The sequence below is a fragment of the Rubrimonas cliftonensis genome, assembly GCF_900107585.1.
Lineage (GTDB): Bacteria > Pseudomonadota > Alphaproteobacteria > Rhodobacterales > Rhodobacteraceae > Rubrimonas > Rubrimonas cliftonensis.
Map to the genome: position 1 here is coordinate 87,337 of NZ_FNQM01000005.1, position 16,330 is coordinate 103,666.

Below are 16,330 nucleotides of genomic sequence, written 5' to 3' on the forward strand. Positions count from 1 at the left end.
TTTCAACTGGTTGCGTCCGATCGGGAGGGGCCCAATGCGCACCGAAGACGTCAGCGAGCGGTTCCGCGGCCTCGACGCGTGGCCTGTGGAGGAGATCGTGGCGGCCCTCGCCGAGGGGCAGCTCGCGGCGGCGGCGGCGGTGAACGCCCGGCGCGCCGAACTCGCCGCGGCGGCGGCGGAGGCCGCGGTCCGCCTCGCGCAGGGGCGGGGGCGGCTCGTCTACGCCGGCGCCGGCGCCTCGGGACGCATCGCGGTGCAGGACGGGGTGGAGCTGCGCCCGACCTATGGCTGGCCGGACGAACGGCTGGTCTATCTCATGGCCGGCGGGCAGGGCGCGCTGACCCGCTCGGTCGAGGGCGCCGAGGACGACGCGGAGGGCGCCGCCGCCGCCGCGCGCGCGCTGAACCCCGGGCCGGGCGACGTCGCGCTCTGCGTCGCGGCGAGCGGTCGCACGCCCTGGGCCGTCGCGGTCGCGCAGGCGATGCGGGAGGCCGGCGCGCTGGTGATCGGGCTGGCCGGAAATGCGGGAACCCCGCTTCTGGAGGCCAGCGACCGGCCGATCCTGCTGGAGACCGGCGCCGAGGTCGTCGCCGGCTCCACCCGCATGGCGGCCGGCACCGCGCAGAAGGCCGCGCTGAACATCCTCTCCACCGCCATCATGGTGCGCCTTGGCGGAACCTACGACAACCTGATGGCGCGGCTCGCCTCCTCCAACGCCAAGCTGGATGGCCGCCGCCTCGCCATCCTGCGCGCGATCACCGGCGCGGGCGAGGCGGAGGCGCGGGCCGCGCTGGCGGCGTCGGGCGCGCGCATCGAGGCGGCGGCGCTGACGTTGCGCGGGTTGTCGCTCGCCGAGGCCGAGGCCCTCGCCGCCCGCGCGCCCAGCCTGCGCGCCGCCTTCGCCGAGATCGACGGGCGCCGCTAGCCTGCGGGCGGCCCCAAGTCCCGCGCGCCCGCCCGACTGGCCTGGCCCGGCCGTCGGCGCCTGCGCCCGCCCGGGCTCTTGGCGCGCCCGCCGCGCTCCGCCCTGCGCCGCGGGCTCCCGGCGACGGCCCGTCGAGCGTCGCGCGCGACATCCCGGCGCAGGGGCGGCGTCGGAACGGCGACCCGCCGCGCCTCGGTGCCGGCCTCCATCAACGCTCCATCGCTAGCCGGGGGCGACGTCCCGGCGCAAACGGGGGCGCCCGCGCAGCCCGTTCGAAGGCCCGGAGGGGCGGCCATGCGCGCATGGGTGGATCGCCGCGCAGATCGCCGCGGCCGACGGCGGCCGGGCGCGCAGGCCGCCGAGCGGGACGTCCGACCGCCGCCCGCGCCCGCCGGCGCTCGCCATCCCCCGCGCCCCGCGCTAAGCCTCCCGAACGACCCGCGCGGAGGCCGCCCCATGAAGATCGCGACGTTCAATATCAACGGCGTCAAGGCGCGGCTGCCCGCCCTGCTCGACTGGCTTCAGGCCGCGCGCCCCGACGTCGCCGTGCTGCAGGAGATCAAGTCCGAGGACGCCGGCTTCCCCGCGGAGGCGATCGGGGATCTCGGCTACAACGTCGCCGTCCACGGCCAGAAGGGGTTCAACGGCGTCGCGATCCTCTCCCGCCGCCCGCTGGAGGACCTTTCGCTCGGCCTGCCCGGCGACGACGACGACGCGCAGGCGCGCTGGATCGAGGCGACCGTCTCCGGCGACCGGGGCGCCGTGCGCGTCTGCGGCCTCTACCTGCCCAACGGCAACCCCGCGCCCGGCCCGAAATACGTCTACAAGCTCGCCTGGATGGAGCGGCTCGAGGCCCGCGCCCGCGCGCTGCTGGCCGAGGAGCAGCCCGCCGTCATGCTCGGCGACTACAACGTGATCCCCGAGCCGCGCGACGTCCACGACCCCGCCGCCTGGGCCGACGACGCGCTGTTCCTGCCGCAGACGCGCGCCGCCTTCCGCCGCATCCTGAACCTCGGCTGGTACGACGCCTACCGCGCGCTGCACGACGACGTCGCCTACACGTTCTGGGACTATCAGGCCGGCGCCTGGCCGAAGAACTACGGCATCCGCATCGACCATGCCCTGCTGACGCCGCAGGCCGCCGACCGGCTCAGGGCCTGCGCCATCGACCGCGGCGTGCGCGGCGGCGAGAAGCCGTCGGACCACGTCCCGCTCTGGATCGACCTCGATATCTGATGCGGGCGCCGCGCGGCGACCCCGGCCGGCGCGCGCCGTTCCGAAGCCGCCAGCCTGAGATACATCCCCCAATACGCCCGCCCCCAGCCGCCCGACCGAAGCCGCGCGCGGCCTTCGCCGCCATGGCGCCGTCAGCGCCGCCATCGCCCCCTCTCCCGCCTGCGGGAGAGGGCCGGGGTGAGGGGGCCAGCGTGCGGGGGCCAGCGTGTGGGGGCCAGCCTGTGGGGACTGGGCGGAGGGCGCCTCAGCCGTAGTCGCGCTCTCCGAAAAGCGCCGAGCCCACCCGCACATGGGTCGCGCCCTCGGCGATGGCCGCCTCGAAATCGCCGCTCATCCCCATCGACAGCCCGGCCAGCCCGTTGCGCGCGCCGATCTCGCGCAGCAGCCGGAAATGCGGGGCGGGGTCCGCGTCGGCGGGCGGGATCGCCATCACCCCCGCCGGCGTCAGCCCGTAGTCGCGGCGGCACGCCTCGATGAAGCCGTCCGCCGCCTCGGGGGCCACGCCAGCCTTCTGCGCCTCGTCGCCGGTGTTGACCTGCACGAACAGCGCCGGCGTCCGCCCGGTCGCCGCCATCGCGTCCGCCAGCTTCGCCGCCAGCTTCTCCCGGTCGAGCGTCTGGATCGCGTCGAACAGCTCCACCGCCTGCTTCGCCTTGTTGGTCTGCAGCGGGCCGATGAGATGCAGCGTCACGCCTGCGAAGCGCTCGCGCAGCGCCGGCCACTTGCCCGCCGCCTCCTGCACCCGGTTCTCGCCGAAGACGCGCTGGCCGGCGTCCAGCACCGCCTCCACCCGCTCCAGCGGCTGCACCTTGGAGACGGCGACCAGCGTCACCGCGCCCTCGGGCCTGCCGGCGGCGCGGGTCGCGGCGGCGATGCGCGCACGCACGCTCTCAAGAGACATGATGTTCAACCGGCATTAGAGGTCTTTCGCGGGCTTCAGAAGTCGAAGCGCATCCGCACGCCGTATTCGACGTCCGTCTCGCGCGCCTCGCCCTGCGGCGTTTCGCTGAACGCCACGCCGCCGTCCACCGACAGGCCGGGCGCCAGCGCGACGCCGAGGCCGAGGCTCGCCGCTCCCGGCTGGTCCTCCGCCGGGCCCACGCCGAAGCTGAGGCCGCCGCCGAAGCGCAGCGCGCCGCGCACGAAGGCCGCGCCGAAGCTCACGCGGTCGTCGTGGCTCTCGTCGGCCTTGTGGAACGCGCCGCCGAAGTCGAATCCGTAAGCCGAGGCCGCCGCGCCGATGGCGCCAGTCTCCGAGCCGCCGAAGCGCGGGTTGGGGGTGAAGCGGGTGACGTCGACGCGCGAGGTCTCGCCGCCCACCGTCACCGTGACCGGGGAGCCCGCTCCCGACGGCTCGCACTCCGCGGCGCAGAGGCTCACGAGCGGCGCGTCGGGCGTGTCGAGCGGGAAGGCCGAGGCCCCCCCGAAAATCTGCGCGGACGCCGCCACGGGCGCCAGGGCGGCCGCAAGGGGCAGAAGCACCGCGAGGATGCAGCCATGTCGCGTCACGCCAACCCCTCCCCGCATCCGCCCGTTTCCGCGTGCCGACACTTTAGACGTGTGATGGTTAAGCGCAAGCGAACTTGTCGCATATCGGACAAACCGTGCGCGATGGACCCGCTCCGCCGCGCCGCCCGGCTCAGCCGGGGCGATGCGCCGCCGCCCTCGCGCGCAGCGCCTCCGCATCGAGCCCGTAGGCCGCGGACAGCGCCAGCGCCTCGGCCTCCTCGCCCAGCGCGAAATGGCACAAGGCGAGCGACCGCGCGGTGGCGACGCGAAGCGGATGCCGGTCGTTGGCGGCGAAGGCGTCCTCGCGGATGTCCAGCGCCTCGCGCAGCAGCGGCCGCGCCGCCGCCGGCCGGCGCGCCTCCATCAGATAGGTCGCGACATTGTTGAGCGAGAACGCCATCCGATGGTCCCCCGGCGCCAACGCCGCGCGCCGCAGCCGCAGCGCCGCCGCGCCGAAGCACAGCGCCCGCCCCGGCCTGCCCTGCGCGCGCCAGGTCCCGGCGAGGTTGTTCAGGCGCACGGCGCAGTACTCCAGCAGCGCCGGGTCGCCCTGGGCGTCGCCCTGCGCCGGGGCCCGCCCGCGCGGCAGGCGGCGGATCAGCGCGCCCTGCGGCAGCCGCGCCCGGTCCGCCGCCCAGGCCCGCCGCTCCAGCCCCTCGGCGCGCTCCAGCAGCGCAGCCGCCTCCTCGGCCGCGCCGGCGGCGCGCTTCCGGGCCGCAAGCGCCTTGAGCGTCAGGGCAAGGTTCGAAAGGTCAGTGCCGATGGTCGGATCTCCATGCGCCTCGGCGATGCGCAGCGCTTCCTCGCCGCTCGCAACCGCGCCGGACAGGTCGCCTGCCTCGCGGCGCAGGTGCCCCAGCATCGCGTTCCCGATTCCCACCCCGGGGTGATCCGGCCCCAGCCGCGCGATCCTCAGCGCCAGCGCTGTCGCGGCATAGGCCAGCGCCCGCCCGGTCTCGGCGTGCTCCCCCCAGTAGACCGCCGCCTGGTTGAGCAGGAAGTCCATCGCCGCCGTCGCCGGCGGCCCGCTCGCGGCGTCGGCCAGCGCCGCCACATGCGGGTTGAGCCGCTCGCAGTCGGGCCAACTCGCCCGGTTCTGGGCATCACGATCCGCTCCCGGATACCCCGCCGCCGCAACCGCCGCCGCCGTCGCGCGCAGGCCGCCCGCCTCCGCCGCCAGCCGCCGGCGCAGGATCAGCGCCGTCACCCGGTGCAGCGCCGCGCGCCGCGCCGGCCCGGCGCCCTCGGTCGAGACCAGCGCCCGCGCCGCCAGCCGCGAGACCGCCGCCTGCAGGCGCGCCTCGTCCGCGGCGAGGGCGCGCAGGTCGCCAGGAATCGGTTCACGGTAATCCGCCGACCGCGCGCTCTCCGCCACATCCAGCACCAGCTTCGCGTCGATCCCCTCCGGCGCCAGCCACGGCATCAGCCGCAGCAGCGCCCACTCGTCGGCGCCCGCCTGCGTCTGCGGGTCGATCCGCGCCAGCGAAAGTTCCAGCGTCGCCGCCGCGCTCGCCGGATAATCCGCCCCGTCCGGCGTCCGCTCGATGATCTCGACCAGCCGCTCCCGGCAGGCGTCGAAACCGAACGTCGTCTCGCGCGCGTAGGCCCCGGCCTGCACCAGCGCCAGCGGCAGCCCGCCCAGCGCCTCGGCCAGCCGCAGCGCGCCCGCGCGGTCGTCGAAGCGCCGCGCCTCGCGCTCAAGAACCTCCGCCGCCGCGTCGCCCGCCAGCGCGTCGACCGGCAGCACGGAAATGCTATCGGGAAAATCCTTCTGGCGCGAGGTCACCAGCAGCTTCACCGCCGCGCCCCACGCCAGCCACGGCGCGACAACCGCGTGCGAGGGCGCGTTGTCGTAGACGATGAGCCACGGCGCGCGCCGAGCCTCGACCGCCTCCCACACCGCCGCGGCCCGCGCCTTCGCGTCGCCCTCGACCGCCAGCCCCAGCCGGCCGGCCAGCGCGTCGACCCCCTCGACCAGCGTCACCTCCGTCTCGGCCTCCAGCCACCAGACGCCCTCGAACCGCGCGCGCCGCTCCCTGGCGTAGAGCCGCGCCAGCGAGGTCTTGCCCATGCCCCCCGCCGCATGCAGCGCCGCCGCCGGCGTCAGCGCCGCGCCGGAGGCCCGCGCCAGCGTCGCGTCCAGCGCCGCCACCGCCCCCTCCCGCCCGACGATCTCGCGGTGCAGGTCAGGCCGCAGATTGGTGAACGCCGGCCATTTCGGCTTGGGCGGGGGAGTGTGAGCGGCGGGTGTGGGCAAGGGCGGTTCCGCGCCGGCTGCTTGCGGCAGGTCGGGGTTCCGCTGCAGCCACCGCATGTAAGCGACAATACCCCAGATCGCGGAGCCAGCCGCCCCGAGCAGGACGGCGAAAGTTGCGAACTCGGCGTGGCTCCATGTCCACGGGTTACGCCAGAGGAACTCCCAGAATGCCGGTTCGCCCTGCGCCATCCGCCCGCCCTGCAATCGCCTTGAGCGGACGGTAACCCTTCCGGCGCGTGCACGAAAGCGCGCGGCGCCGATGAAGCCGGGGCGTTTTCGCGCTTACGCGTTGCCGCGCTGTCGCGCTGCGGCCGGGCCGTGCGGGATCGAGACCGGTCAAGGGGTTGCGCGGCCGTTCGCCGGCTCCTGCGCCCCGCTGTCGCGTCGGGCGGCGCGACGTTCGCGGCCCTGCGCGACGCCGCCGTCGCGCGCCGTCCTGCGTCGTCGGGCGGCCCCGCCGCGCGCTGTCGCGGGCGGGCCGAGGGATCCGTCGCCTCAGCTCGCCAGCTTCTCCATCACCGCTTCGCTCATCTCGAAATTGGCGGTGACGGTCTGCACGTCGTCGTCGTCCTCCAGCGTCTCGATCAGCTTGACGAGGGTGCGCGCGGCGTCCTCGTCGACCTCGGTCATGGTCTGCGGCCGCCAGACCAGCTTGGCGCTCTCCGGCTCGCCCAGCGTGGCCTCCAGCGCGTTGGCGACGTCGGAGAGGTCGTCGGCGGCGCACCAGATCAGGTGGCCGTCCTCGTCGCTCTCCACATCATCCGCGCCGGCCTCGATGGCCGCCTCCATCACCGCGTCCGCCCCGCCCACGGCGGCCGGGTAGGCGACGGCGCCCATCCGGTCGAACATGAAGCTGACGGAGCCGGTCTCGCCGAGGTTGCCGCCGTTCTTGGCGAAGGTGCTGCGGACGTTGGAGGCGGTGCGGTTGCGGTTGTCGGTCAGCGCCTCGACGATCACCGCCACGCCATTCGGCCCGTAGCCCTCGTACCGGATGTTCTCATAGGTCTCGAGATCGCCCGCCTGCGACTTCTTGATCGCGCGATCGATGTTGTCCTTCGGCATCGAGTTCGCGCGTGCTTCGCGAACCGCAAGTCGAAGTCGCGGGTTCTTGTCTGGATCAGGATCACCCATCTTGGCGGCAACGGTGATCTCCTTCGAGAGCTTGGAGAACAACTTGGCGCGGATGCCGTCCTGCCGGCCCTTGCGGTGCTGGATGTTCGCCCACTTGGAATGCCCGGCCATGGCGCCTCTCCCCTGTCGATCCGTCTTGCGGGCGCCTTATAGGCGTGCGTGAGGGCCCCCTCAAGCGGCGCCGGCGGTCAGCCGCCCTGCACCCTCAGCCACATGATGAGCACCACGCCGCCAAGGCCGAGCGCGACGATCGAGAAGGCCGCGCGCAGCCAGCCGCCCAGCCGGCGCAGCACGGGGTCCTCCGCCGGGCCTGCGGGCATCCGCCCCGTCAGCAGCGGGCGCAGGATGCGCCGTCTGAGCCGCGCGTCCTCCCCGCCCATCCGCAGCCCGAAGCCGCCCGCCGCGAGCGACCTGCGCCATTCGGGATGCTCGCGCGCGACATGTTCGCGCGCTGCGAAGAGCAGCCCCTGCGCGAGGATCGCCGCCGCCAGCGCGCCGCCGAGGCATACGAAGAAAAGCGCTTCCTGCATGGGCGTCAGAAGCTCCAGACCAGTGGAATCACGATGGCGGCGACTGCGCCGACGAGCAGGTTGAGCGGCCCGCCGACGCGCAGGTAGTCGCTGAAGCGGTAGCCGCCGGGGCTGTAGACCAGCGTGTTGGTCTGGTAGCCGATGGGCGTCGCGAAGCTCGCCGACGCGGCGATCATCACGCCGACGACGAAGGGCCTCGGGTCCACGCCGATGCTCGTCGCCAGGGCGATGGCCACCGGCGTCATGACCACGGCGACCGCGTTGTTGGTGACCGCCTCGGTCAGCACCGAAGTCGTCAGGATCATCCCCCACAGCACCAGCCGCGGGTCGAGCCCGCCGAGGAAAGGCGCCGCGCCGTCGGCGATCATCGCGACGGCGCCGGTCTTGTCGAGCGCCGCGCCGACCCCGAGCATGGCGAGGATGAGCGACAGCAGGCGCCCGTCCACCGCGGCGAAGGCCTCGTCCGCGTCGATGCAGCGGCTCAGCAGCACCACGGCGACGGCGATCAGCGACAGCGTGGCGATCGGCGCCACGCCGAGCGCCGACAGCCCCACCACGCCGGCGAAGGCCGCCAGTACGATCGGCGCGCGGTCCCGCCGGTAGGGCCGCGCCACCGGGCGCGACAGCTCCACGAGGTCCACGTCCTCTGCGAGCCGGCGGATGTCGTCCGGGTCGCCTTCCAGAAGCAGCGTGTCGCCCACCCGCACCACGACGTCGTCGAGCTTCACCCCGGTCGCCTGGTCGCGCCGGTGCACCGCGAGCGGATAGACGCCGTAGCGCCGGCGCAGCCGCAGCTTGCCCAGCGAGCGCCCGATGAGCCGGCACCCCGGCGTGATCAGCGCCTCGACGGTGACGCTGTTCTTCTGCGAAAGGCGGTCGATGCCGCCCATGAAGCGGCTCTGGCGCAGCGAGAGCAGTTCTTCCGCGCCCGTTTTCAGGATCACCCGGTCGCCGGCGCGCAGGAGCACTTCGCTCAGGGTCCGCCGAAGCGATTCGTCCCCGCGCAGGACGTCGATGACGCGCACGCCGTCGCGTCGGAAGAACTCCACGTCCGCCGTCCGCTGCTCGACGAGCGGCGAATCCTCGCGGATCGCGAGCTCGGTGATGAACCGCAGCGACCGGCGGTCCGCGAGGCTGTCGGACATCGCGCGCCGCTCCGGCAGCAGGCGCCGCCCGATCAGCGCGAGATAGAGCACGCCCGCGACCGCCGCCGCCACGCCCACGGCGGAGATCTCGAACATGCCAAAGGGTTCGAGCCCGTGGCTCCGCGCGACGCCGTCCACCAGCAGGTTGGTCGAGGTGCCTATCATGGTGCAGAGACCGCCGAGGATCGCCGTGTAGGACAGCGGGATCAACAGGCGGGACGCGCTCGCGCCGATGGCGGGGGCCAGCTTGATCGCCACCGGTATCATCATCACGACGACGGGCGTGTTGTTCATGAAGGCCGAGCCGACCAGCACCAGCCCGGCGAAACCGGCGATGACGACGGCCGGACGCTCCTGCGCCCGCGCCGCGATCACCTCCGTCACCGCGTCCAGGACGCCCACGCGCACCATCGCGCCTGAGAGGATGAACATGCAGGCGATGGTGACCGGCGCGGGGTTCGAGAGCGCCGCCAGCGCCTCGCCTGCGCTCAGAACGCCGGTCGCCAGGAGGGTGGAAAGCGCGGTGAGCGCGACCACCTCCGGCGGGTAGCGCTCCCAGACGAACAGCGCGAAGGTGGCGGCGAGGACCACGAGGGTGAAATGGGCGGCGAATTCCGGCGGCACGAACATGGGACGCCTTCCAGCGTTGATCAGCCCTCGTCGGACGGCCCGACTAGTGGACTGACGCAGCCCTCCCGCGCAAGCGGGTTGCGGCGGTGGCGGCTGCGCCTCGCCGCAGGGTTCGCCGCGCTCGCGGCGCTGGCGCTGGCGCTGGCGATGCTCGCCAGGGCCGAGAACGGCGTGCTGCGCGACGAGATTTTCGTGGGCGAGACGCCCGTGACCGTAAGCCGCCCGTCGGCGCCGGCCGCGGTCCCTGCGCCGGCGGTGGTCGTGGCCCACGGCTTCTCCGGCTCGCGCCAGTTGATGCGCGCGATCTCCACGGCGCTGGCGCAGGCGGGATATGTCGTCGTCAGCTTCGACTTCCTCGGCCATGGCCGGCATCCGCGCCCGATGGCCGGCGACGTGACCGCGGTGGACGGCGCCACCGCGGGCATCCTCGCGCAGCTCGGGCAGGTGACGGCGGCCGCGCGCGGCCTTGACGGCGTGGACGGGCGCATCGCGCTGCTGGGCCATTCGATGGCGGGCGACGTGATCGCGCGGCTGGCCGTGGAGCAGGGGCGGGGCGTGACGGCGACGATCGCCGTGTCGGCCTTCTCGCCTGTCGTGGCGGCGGATCGGCCCGGCAACCTGCTGATGATCGCCGGCGCCTGGGAGGGCGCGCTCGCCGACTGGGCGCTCGAGCGCACCCGAGCCCACGCCGGATCCGAAGCCGTGTTCGGCGTCACCTACGGCGCGCACGCCGAGCATGGCGCGCGACGCGCCGCGCTCGCGCCCGGCGTCGAGCACATCGGCGTGCTCTACAGTCCCGCGACCGTCCGCGAGGCCGTCGCATGGCTCGACGCCGCCTTCGACAGGGAGCGCGCTTCGCCGCCGGTCTCGCCGCGGGGCCCGTGGATACTGCTGATGCTCGGCGCGCTGGTGGCGCTGGCCTGGCCGCTCGCGGCGCTGCTGCCGCCGGGCCCGGCCCGCGCCGGGGCGGGGCTCGGCGGCTGGCGCTTCTGGGCTGTCGCCGCTGGCCCGGCGATTGCGACGCCGCTGCTCGCAACGGCGATGGACGTCCGCTTCCTGCCGGTGGTCGTCGGCGACTATCTGGCGCTGCACTTCGCGCTCTACGGCGCGTTGACCGCCCTGGGGCTGTGGCTGGCCGGCGCCGCGCGGCCGCCGCGCGCCGCGTTCGCGCGTGCGGCGCTGCCCGCCCTCCTGGTCGCGGCCTTCGCGCTCGGCGCCCTGGGGCCGGCGCTCGACGCCCATGTGTCGAGCTTCTGGCCGGTGGAGGCGCGCCTGCCGATCATCGCCGCGCTGCTCGTGGGCATGTCGCCGTGGTTTCTGGCGGACGAATGGCTGACGCGCGCCCCGGCGGCGCCGCGCCTCGCCTACGCCGCCACGAAGCTGCTGTTTCTCGGGTCTCTGGCCGGAGCGGTGGCGCTGGATCTCGAGCGGCTGTTCTTCCTCATCATCCTGACGCCGGCGCTGCTGATCTTCTTTCTCGTCTATGGCCTGTTCAGCGGCTGGGCATGGCGGCGGACCGGGGAGCCGTGGGCGGGAGGGCTGGCCAACGCCGCGGTGTTCGCCTGGGCGATCGGCGTGACGTTTCCGATGGTCGCGGGCTGAAGCCGCGCGCGCGCCTGGTGGTTCGCAAGTGCGGTCAGTCGCCCGCCTCGGCCGCCAGCGCGGCGAGGTCCGGGACCGAGACGCTGCGGGCGTCCGAGAACGCCAGCACGCCCTCCGCCCGCAGCCGCGTCATGTGGCGGCTGACGGTCTCGATGGTGAGGCCGAGATACTCCGCCATCTCGCCGCGCGTCAGCGGCAGCGGAAAGCAGAACGGCGCCCCATCCGGCAGGCCCGCCGGCGCCGCGCGGCGCGCGCGGCCGGCCAGCGCCATCAGGAAGGTCGCGATGCGCTCGCGCGCCGTCTTGCGCCCGAGCAGCAGCAGCCATTCGCGCGCCGCGTCGAGCTCGGTCAGCGTCATGTCGAGCAGGCGCTTCTCGAGCTGCGGCGTCTCGCGCAGCAGGGTCTCGAAGGGCTGGCGCTGGAACAGGCAGAGCTGCACCTCGGTCGCGGCGGTCGCGTCATAGGCGGCCTCCGCGCGGCCCGGGTGGCCGACGAAGTCGCCCGGAAACAGCAGGCCCACCATCTGGGCGCGCCCGTCGGGCAGGGACTTGGTGAGCTTGACCACGCCGCGCACGATGCTGCCGACCATCGGCGACACCTCGCCGGCGGCGAGGATGTCGCGTCCGGCCGGATATTCCCGGTAGGTCTTGATCGCCGAAAGCGCGTCCAGCGCGTCGCCGTCGCAGTAGGCGCAGACGGCGCGCTCGCGGATCGGGCAGTCGCCGCAGGCGACGTGGGAGAAGCGCGGCGCGCCCGAACCGTCCTGAGGCATGGCTAGGGCGCGCATGGCACCGTTCCCCCCGAAAATGCTGAGACAAGACTAACGCGCCGCCGCCGCCCGGTCGATCCGCCCGCTTGCAGGCGCCTTGTCGCAGGGGTGCGCCGCGCCGCCGCCGGTCGGCCGGGTTCACGGCGGCGCGGTTCGCGGGCATAGTCGAGGCTGAGGCCGCCGACGGGGCGCGCCGCAGTGGGCGACCTGGCCATGGCGAAGACGGTGATCGGAGCAGCATTGGCCGCGGCGCTCGCCGCCGCCGCCGCCTTCGCTGCGGACGATGGCGGTCCGGCGAAGAACCGCTTCGGCGCGCTGACCGGGCCGGCGTCCGGCGCGCCCGAGGCCATCGGCGGCTACGCGCGCGGATGCCTCGCCGGGGCCGCCGCGCTGCCCGAGGACGGGCCGGGGTGGCAGACGATGCGCCCCAGCCGGAACCGCGCCTGGGGCCATCCCGAGACCGTCGCCTTCGTCGCGCGGCTCGGCGAGGCGTCGCTGGCGCTGGGCTGGCCCGGCGTGCTGGTCGGAGACATGAGCCAGCCGCGGGGCGGGCCGATGACGTCCGGCCACGCGTCCCATCAGGTGGGACTCGACGTCGACATCTGGCTGACGCGGCCCGGCGAGGAGCGTATGAGCCGCGCGGAGCGCGAGAGCCGCTCCGCCGTGAACAAGGTCGCGCCGGACCGGCGCCGCGTCGCCGCCTCCTGGACCGACGACCACGCCCGGCTCATCCGCGCCGCCGCGCGGGATCCCGGCGTCGCGCGCATCTTCGTCAACGCGGCGATCAAGGCGGAGCTGTGCCGCTGGGCGCCGCCCGGCGACCGGGAATGGCTGAGCCGCGTAAGGCCGTGGTGGGGCCACGACCATCATTTCCATGTGCGGCTCGCCTGTCCCGCCGGCTCGCCGTCCTGCGAGGACCAGGCGCCGCCGGCGGCCGGAGACGGGTGCGACGCGACGCTCGACTGGTGGTTCTCCGACGAGGCACTCAATCCTCCGCCGCCGAAGGAGCCGCCAAAGCCGCGCCGCCCGCTCTCGATGGCCGATCTGCCGCCGGCCTGCGCGGCCGTCGCGAGCGCGCCCTGACCGCCCGCGGGAGGCGCAGGGCGAGGCCGGCCGCATCCGTCTTGCGCCGGGCGGGGCTCGGAGCGCTGTCGCTGGCCTTCGCCGCCGCAGCCGCGATCGCGGCCGCTCCCGCTCCCGCGCCGGCGCGGACGGCCGAGGCCCCGGATCTGCTCGCCGCCGCCGCGACGTCTCCTGCGGGTGCGCCTGGCGAGGCGGCCGGCCTCGCGCCGCAAGCGGCCCCGCCGCCGGCGCCGAGGCCGCGGCGCGCCGGCGCGCCGGCGACGGCATGGGCCGCGATCGAGGTGGAGGCCCGCCCGCTCGCATGGGCCGCGCGGGGTGCGGTGGGGTTGCGCGTGACGGGCGCCTTCGTCCTGACGTCCGACGATCCGCGATTCGGCGGCCTGTCGGGCGTCGTGGTCGAGCCCGACGGTTCCGGCGTCGTGTTCGTCAGCGACCGGGGGCTTCTCGTGAAGGCCCGCCTGAACCGCAGGGACGGCGCCCTCGCCGGCCTCGTCGCGGCCGAGGCCGCGCAGCCGCCTGGTCCGGACGGCGCGCCGAGACCCTGGGGCGCCGACGACGCCGAGGCGCTGACGCGGCTGCCCGACGGCGCGCTCGCGGTCGCCTTCGAGGGGCCGTCGCGCATCTGGCGCCTGCCGGGCGACGGCGCCGCCGCCGGTCGCTCCGTCGAGATCGACGCGCCGCCGGCCTTTGCGGCCCTGCAGCGCAACAGCGGTCTGGAGGCCCTGGCGGCGGGGCCGGACGGCGCTCTCTACGCCATCCCCGAGCGCTCGGGCGCGCTCGAGCGGCCGTTCCCCGTGCATCGCCGCGCGCCGTCGGGCGCGTGGAGCGTCGGCGCGCTGCCGCGCGCGGCTCCGTTCCTGGTGACGGATGCGGCGATCGAGCCCGAAGGCCGGACCCTCTATGTGCTGGAGCGCGACTTCGCCCTGCTGTCGGGCGGGTTCTCGTGGCGGGTCCGCGCCGCCGACCTCTCCGACTGGCCCATGCTGGCGCCGCGGACGGTGCTGACGGTCAACGGCGGCGTCGACAACATGGAGGGTCTCTCGGTCTGGCGGGACGCCGGCGGCGCCACGCGCCTGCTGATCGTCGCTGACGACAACTTCCAGCCGCTCCAGCGCACGCTTCTGCTCGAGCTGGCGCTGGACTGACCCTCAGCGCAGCCGCGGGGGCGTCTGGGGCGTCTGGGGCGTCTGGGCGCCCGCGGCGTCGTCCGGCGGCGACGGCGGCGCATGCAGCGGCAGGCCGACGCGCGCCGCGGCCCTGAGCAGTTCGTCTCCTGCCGAGAGCGCCGCCGCGTCGACCGCCTCCCCCGCCGGCGCATGGGGCGCCGCCGCGGCGGCGAGCGCCGCGCAAAGGCCCTCGGCCGCGCGTCTGGCGGCGGGGGCGAGCGCCACCAGCGCGACAAGTCCGCCGGGGCCGGTCTCGGCAGGTCCGTCGCGACCGAGGCGCACGAGCCACGCCTCCGCGATCAGGCCCGGAAACGCCGCCGCCCGCGCCGCCAGCGCTGCGGGCAGGGCCGGGTCGACGCCCTGCGGCGGCCCGAGCCGCAGCGGCCCCGCCAGCGCCTCCGCCTCCAGCCGGCCGCCCATCTCGGCGGCGAGCCAGCCGATCGCCGCGGCGTCAAGAAGCTGCGCCGAGGGCGCGTCGCCGAAGTTGAGGCCCAGTCCCAGCCCCGCGCGCGCCAGCGCCGCCGCCAGGGCGCGGCCCGAAAGCGAGACGTACTCGGTCGGCCCCTCGAAGAACGCCGCCATCCGCGCGTCGTCGTCGAAAGCGAGCGCCGCGGGCCCTTCGGAGAAGTCGAAGGCGAGCGGCGCGCCGGCCTCGCCCGGTTGCACGGGAACGCAGAGCTCGGTCTCCAGCAGCAGCGCGAAGAACCGTAGCCGCGCGTCCTCGCCGCCGCCGTCGGCGTCGACGGCCAGCCACGCCGCGTCGAGCGGCGTCACGGCGCCCGTTCCCCGCGCCCGGCGTCGAGGCGGCCGGCGTGCGGCCCGCCCCGCGCTTCGGCGAGCGCGGCGGACAGGGCGCCCGCGACGACGCGGGCCGTCTCCTCCCAGCCCGGAAAGCGCGCCGCGCGCGCGCGGGCGGCGGCGGCGAGCCGACGACGCTCGGCCCCATCGTCGAGCAGCCCCGCGAGCGCCCCGGCCAGCGCTTCGGCGTCGTCCACCGGCGTCAGGACGCCGGCCGGTCCGACCACTTCGCGGGCCGCCGGGATGTCCGCCGCAGCCACCGGCAGACCCGCCGCCATCGCCTCGGCGAACACCATGCCGTAGCCTTCATGGCGCGAGGGCAGGCAGAAGATCGTCGCGCCGGCGTAGGCGTCGGCCAGCGTCTCCGGCGCCATGGCGCCCTCGATCGCGATGCGCGGCGCGAGACCCAGCGCCTGCGCCTTCGCCGCGAGGCTGCGCTCCCAGTCCGGAGCCATGCCGCGGGCGCCGCACCAGCGCGCCCGCCAGGGCCGCGCGCCGAGCAGCGCCAGCGCGTCGAGCAGCGCGTCATGGCCCTTGCGCGGCGTCAGCGAGGCGACGGTGAGGATGACGGGCGGCGCCGCGTCGCCCCTCGCGGGCTCGGCCGGAATCGTCAGCCCCGGCGTCGCCGTCGAAACCCGCTCCGCCGGAACGCCGAAAAGCTCGATCACGTCGCGGGCCGTCGCCGCGCTGGTCGTCACCACCCTGAACGCCAGGGCGAGCGCGGCCGCCTCGCTCCCGCGAAGCCGGTCGGCGGTCGACGGGGCGAGCCCGGTCTCCAGGCAGAGCGGATGATGCGTCAGCGCGACGATCGGAGCCCTCACCGCCGCGAGGCCCCCGGCGGGCAGGGCGCCGTAGGCGAGACCGTCGATCAGCAGCGGCCTGTCCGCCGGAGCGGCGGCCAGCGCGGCCAGCGCGCCAGCCACGGCGTCCGGCGAGGCCAGCGGGAAGCCGCCGGGCAGCGGCAGCAGGTCGAGCGCCAGCCCGACCGAGGGCGCCGCGGCGAGAAGCGCACGCGCATAGGCGTAGCCGCCGGTCGGGGCGTCGATGTCGCCCGGCACGGCGAAGGCGGCGCTGAGCGCCATGGTGGCCCGCCCCGTCCGGGCCCGGACCGGCCCCCTCCCCTCAGACCGGCCCTTCGAACCAGGCGCGGGCGACGTGGCTCTCGTTGAGGGTGACGCGGATGCGCTGCACGCCATCGCCGCCCGGCCCGAGGCCGCCGGCCCGCTTCGCCTCGGCGATGCGCTCGAAGATGAAGCGGCAGAGCCATTCCGTCGTCGTCAGCTCGCCCTTCGTCTCGGGGGCCGCGTCGAGGTTCTGGTAGTTCAGCGGCTTGAGCGCCGCCTTCAGCGCGTCATGCGCCCGGCCGATGTCGACCACGATGCGGTCCTCGGTCAGCGTCTCGCGCATGAAGCAGACGTCGACGACATAGGTGGCGCCGTGCATCCCCTGCGCCGGGCCGAACACCTCGCCGGGCAGGGAGTGGGCGATCAGCATATGGTCGCGGACTTCGACGGCGTACATCCCGGCTGCGGACATGGCTTGCGCTCCT

Annotated in this window: 15 protein-coding genes; 5 read left to right on the top strand and 10 right to left on the bottom strand. The window is 75.1% G+C overall.

Annotation, left to right across the window (positions count from 1 at the left end):
• Positions 1–34 precede the first annotated feature (34 nt).
• The gene (locus BLW43_RS10495; protein ID WP_093252916.1) at positions 35–925 is read left to right on the top strand and encodes an N-acetylmuramic acid 6-phosphate etherase; all 891 of its coding nucleotides are present in this window, start codon (positions 35–37) and stop codon (positions 923–925) included.
• A 456-nt stretch (positions 926–1,381) separates the two neighbouring features.
• Positions 1,382–2,161 carry an exodeoxyribonuclease III gene (xth, locus tag BLW43_RS10500; protein WP_093252919.1) on the top strand — a complete coding sequence of 260 codons (780 nt, stop codon included), beginning with the start codon at positions 1,382–1,384 and terminating at the stop codon, positions 2,159–2,161.
• A gap of 244 nt (positions 2,162–2,405) precedes the next feature.
• On the opposite strand, the gene BLW43_RS10505 is transcribed toward xth, so the two are convergent.
• The 6 genes from BLW43_RS10505 to BLW43_RS10530 all read right to left on the bottom strand — a co-directional run bounded on the left by BLW43_RS10505 (position 2,406) and on the right by BLW43_RS10530 (position 9,363).
• Positions 2,406–3,062 carry a YggS family pyridoxal phosphate-dependent enzyme gene (locus BLW43_RS10505; protein ID WP_093252921.1) on the bottom strand — a complete coding sequence of 219 codons (657 nt, stop codon included), beginning with the start codon at positions 3,060–3,062 and terminating at the stop codon, positions 2,406–2,408.
• Between the two features lie 35 nt (positions 3,063–3,097).
• Complete coding sequence (locus BLW43_RS10510) at positions 3,098–3,670, bottom strand: hypothetical protein (protein ID WP_093252923.1); 573 nt, start codon at positions 3,668–3,670, stop codon at positions 3,098–3,100.
• 130 nt (positions 3,671–3,800) lie between these two features.
• A complete protein-coding gene (locus tag BLW43_RS10515; RefSeq protein WP_139284033.1) occupies positions 3,801–6,116 on the bottom strand; it encodes a tetratricopeptide repeat protein in 2,316 nt (771 codons plus the stop codon).
• A gap of 306 nt (positions 6,117–6,422) precedes the next feature.
• Positions 6,423–7,169 carry a YebC/PmpR family DNA-binding transcriptional regulator gene (locus BLW43_RS10520; protein ID WP_093252928.1) on the bottom strand — a complete coding sequence of 249 codons (747 nt, stop codon included), beginning with the start codon at positions 7,167–7,169 and terminating at the stop codon, positions 6,423–6,425.
• 77 nt (positions 7,170–7,246) lie between these two features.
• A complete protein-coding gene (locus BLW43_RS10525; RefSeq protein WP_093252930.1) occupies positions 7,247–7,588 on the bottom strand; it encodes a hypothetical protein in 342 nt (113 codons plus the stop codon).
• 5 nt (positions 7,589–7,593) lie between these two features.
• Positions 7,594–9,363 (bottom strand): SLC13 family permease, encoded by a 1,770-nt coding sequence (locus tag BLW43_RS10530; protein WP_093252933.1) that lies wholly within the window; start codon positions 9,361–9,363, stop codon positions 7,594–7,596.
• Positions 9,364–9,441: 78 nt separating this feature from the next.
• Between BLW43_RS10530 and BLW43_RS10535 the strand changes: the two genes are divergently transcribed.
• A complete protein-coding gene (locus BLW43_RS10535; protein WP_245731005.1) occupies positions 9,442–10,965 on the top strand; it encodes an alpha/beta fold hydrolase in 1,524 nt (507 codons plus the stop codon).
• A gap of 34 nt (positions 10,966–10,999) precedes the next feature.
• Here the strand turns inward: BLW43_RS10535 and fnrL are convergent, their stop codons facing one another.
• Positions 11,000–11,752, bottom strand: coding sequence for a transcriptional regulator FnrL (gene fnrL, locus BLW43_RS10540; RefSeq protein WP_245731006.1), 753 nt, complete (start codon positions 11,750–11,752; stop codon positions 11,000–11,002).
• A 195-nt stretch (positions 11,753–11,947) separates the two neighbouring features.
• Here fnrL and mepA point away from each other — a divergent pair, with 195 nt between their 5' ends.
• Positions 11,948–12,817, top strand: coding sequence for a penicillin-insensitive murein endopeptidase (gene mepA / locus BLW43_RS10545; protein ID WP_093253326.1), 870 nt, complete (start codon positions 11,948–11,950; stop codon positions 12,815–12,817).
• A gap of 41 nt (positions 12,818–12,858) precedes the next feature.
• Entirely contained in the window at positions 12,859–13,962 is a 1,104-nt protein-coding gene (locus BLW43_RS10550) for an esterase-like activity of phytase family protein (protein WP_139284034.1), read from the top strand.
• A gap of 3 nt (positions 13,963–13,965) precedes the next feature.
• Here the strand turns inward: BLW43_RS10550 and BLW43_RS10555 are convergent, their stop codons facing one another.
• Genes BLW43_RS10555 through BLW43_RS10565 form a run of 3 tightly spaced genes read right to left on the bottom strand, consistent with a single transcriptional unit; the run spans position 13,966 to position 16,317 of the window.
• Complete coding sequence (locus BLW43_RS10555; RefSeq protein WP_093252944.1) at positions 13,966–14,757, bottom strand: SseB family protein; 792 nt, start codon at positions 14,755–14,757, stop codon at positions 13,966–13,968.
• The gene (locus BLW43_RS10560) at positions 14,754–15,863 is read right to left on the bottom strand and encodes a glycosyltransferase family 4 protein (protein ID WP_093252947.1); all 1,110 of its coding nucleotides are present in this window, start codon (positions 15,861–15,863) and stop codon (positions 14,754–14,756) included. The genes BLW43_RS10555 and BLW43_RS10560 overlap by 4 nt, the downstream gene beginning before the upstream one ends.
• Before the next feature lie 40 nt (positions 15,864–15,903).
• Positions 15,904–16,317 carry a 6-pyruvoyl trahydropterin synthase family protein gene (locus tag BLW43_RS10565; protein ID WP_245731007.1) on the bottom strand — a complete coding sequence of 138 codons (414 nt, stop codon included), beginning with the start codon at positions 16,315–16,317 and terminating at the stop codon, positions 15,904–15,906.
• Between the last annotated feature and the right edge of the window lie 13 nt (positions 16,318–16,330).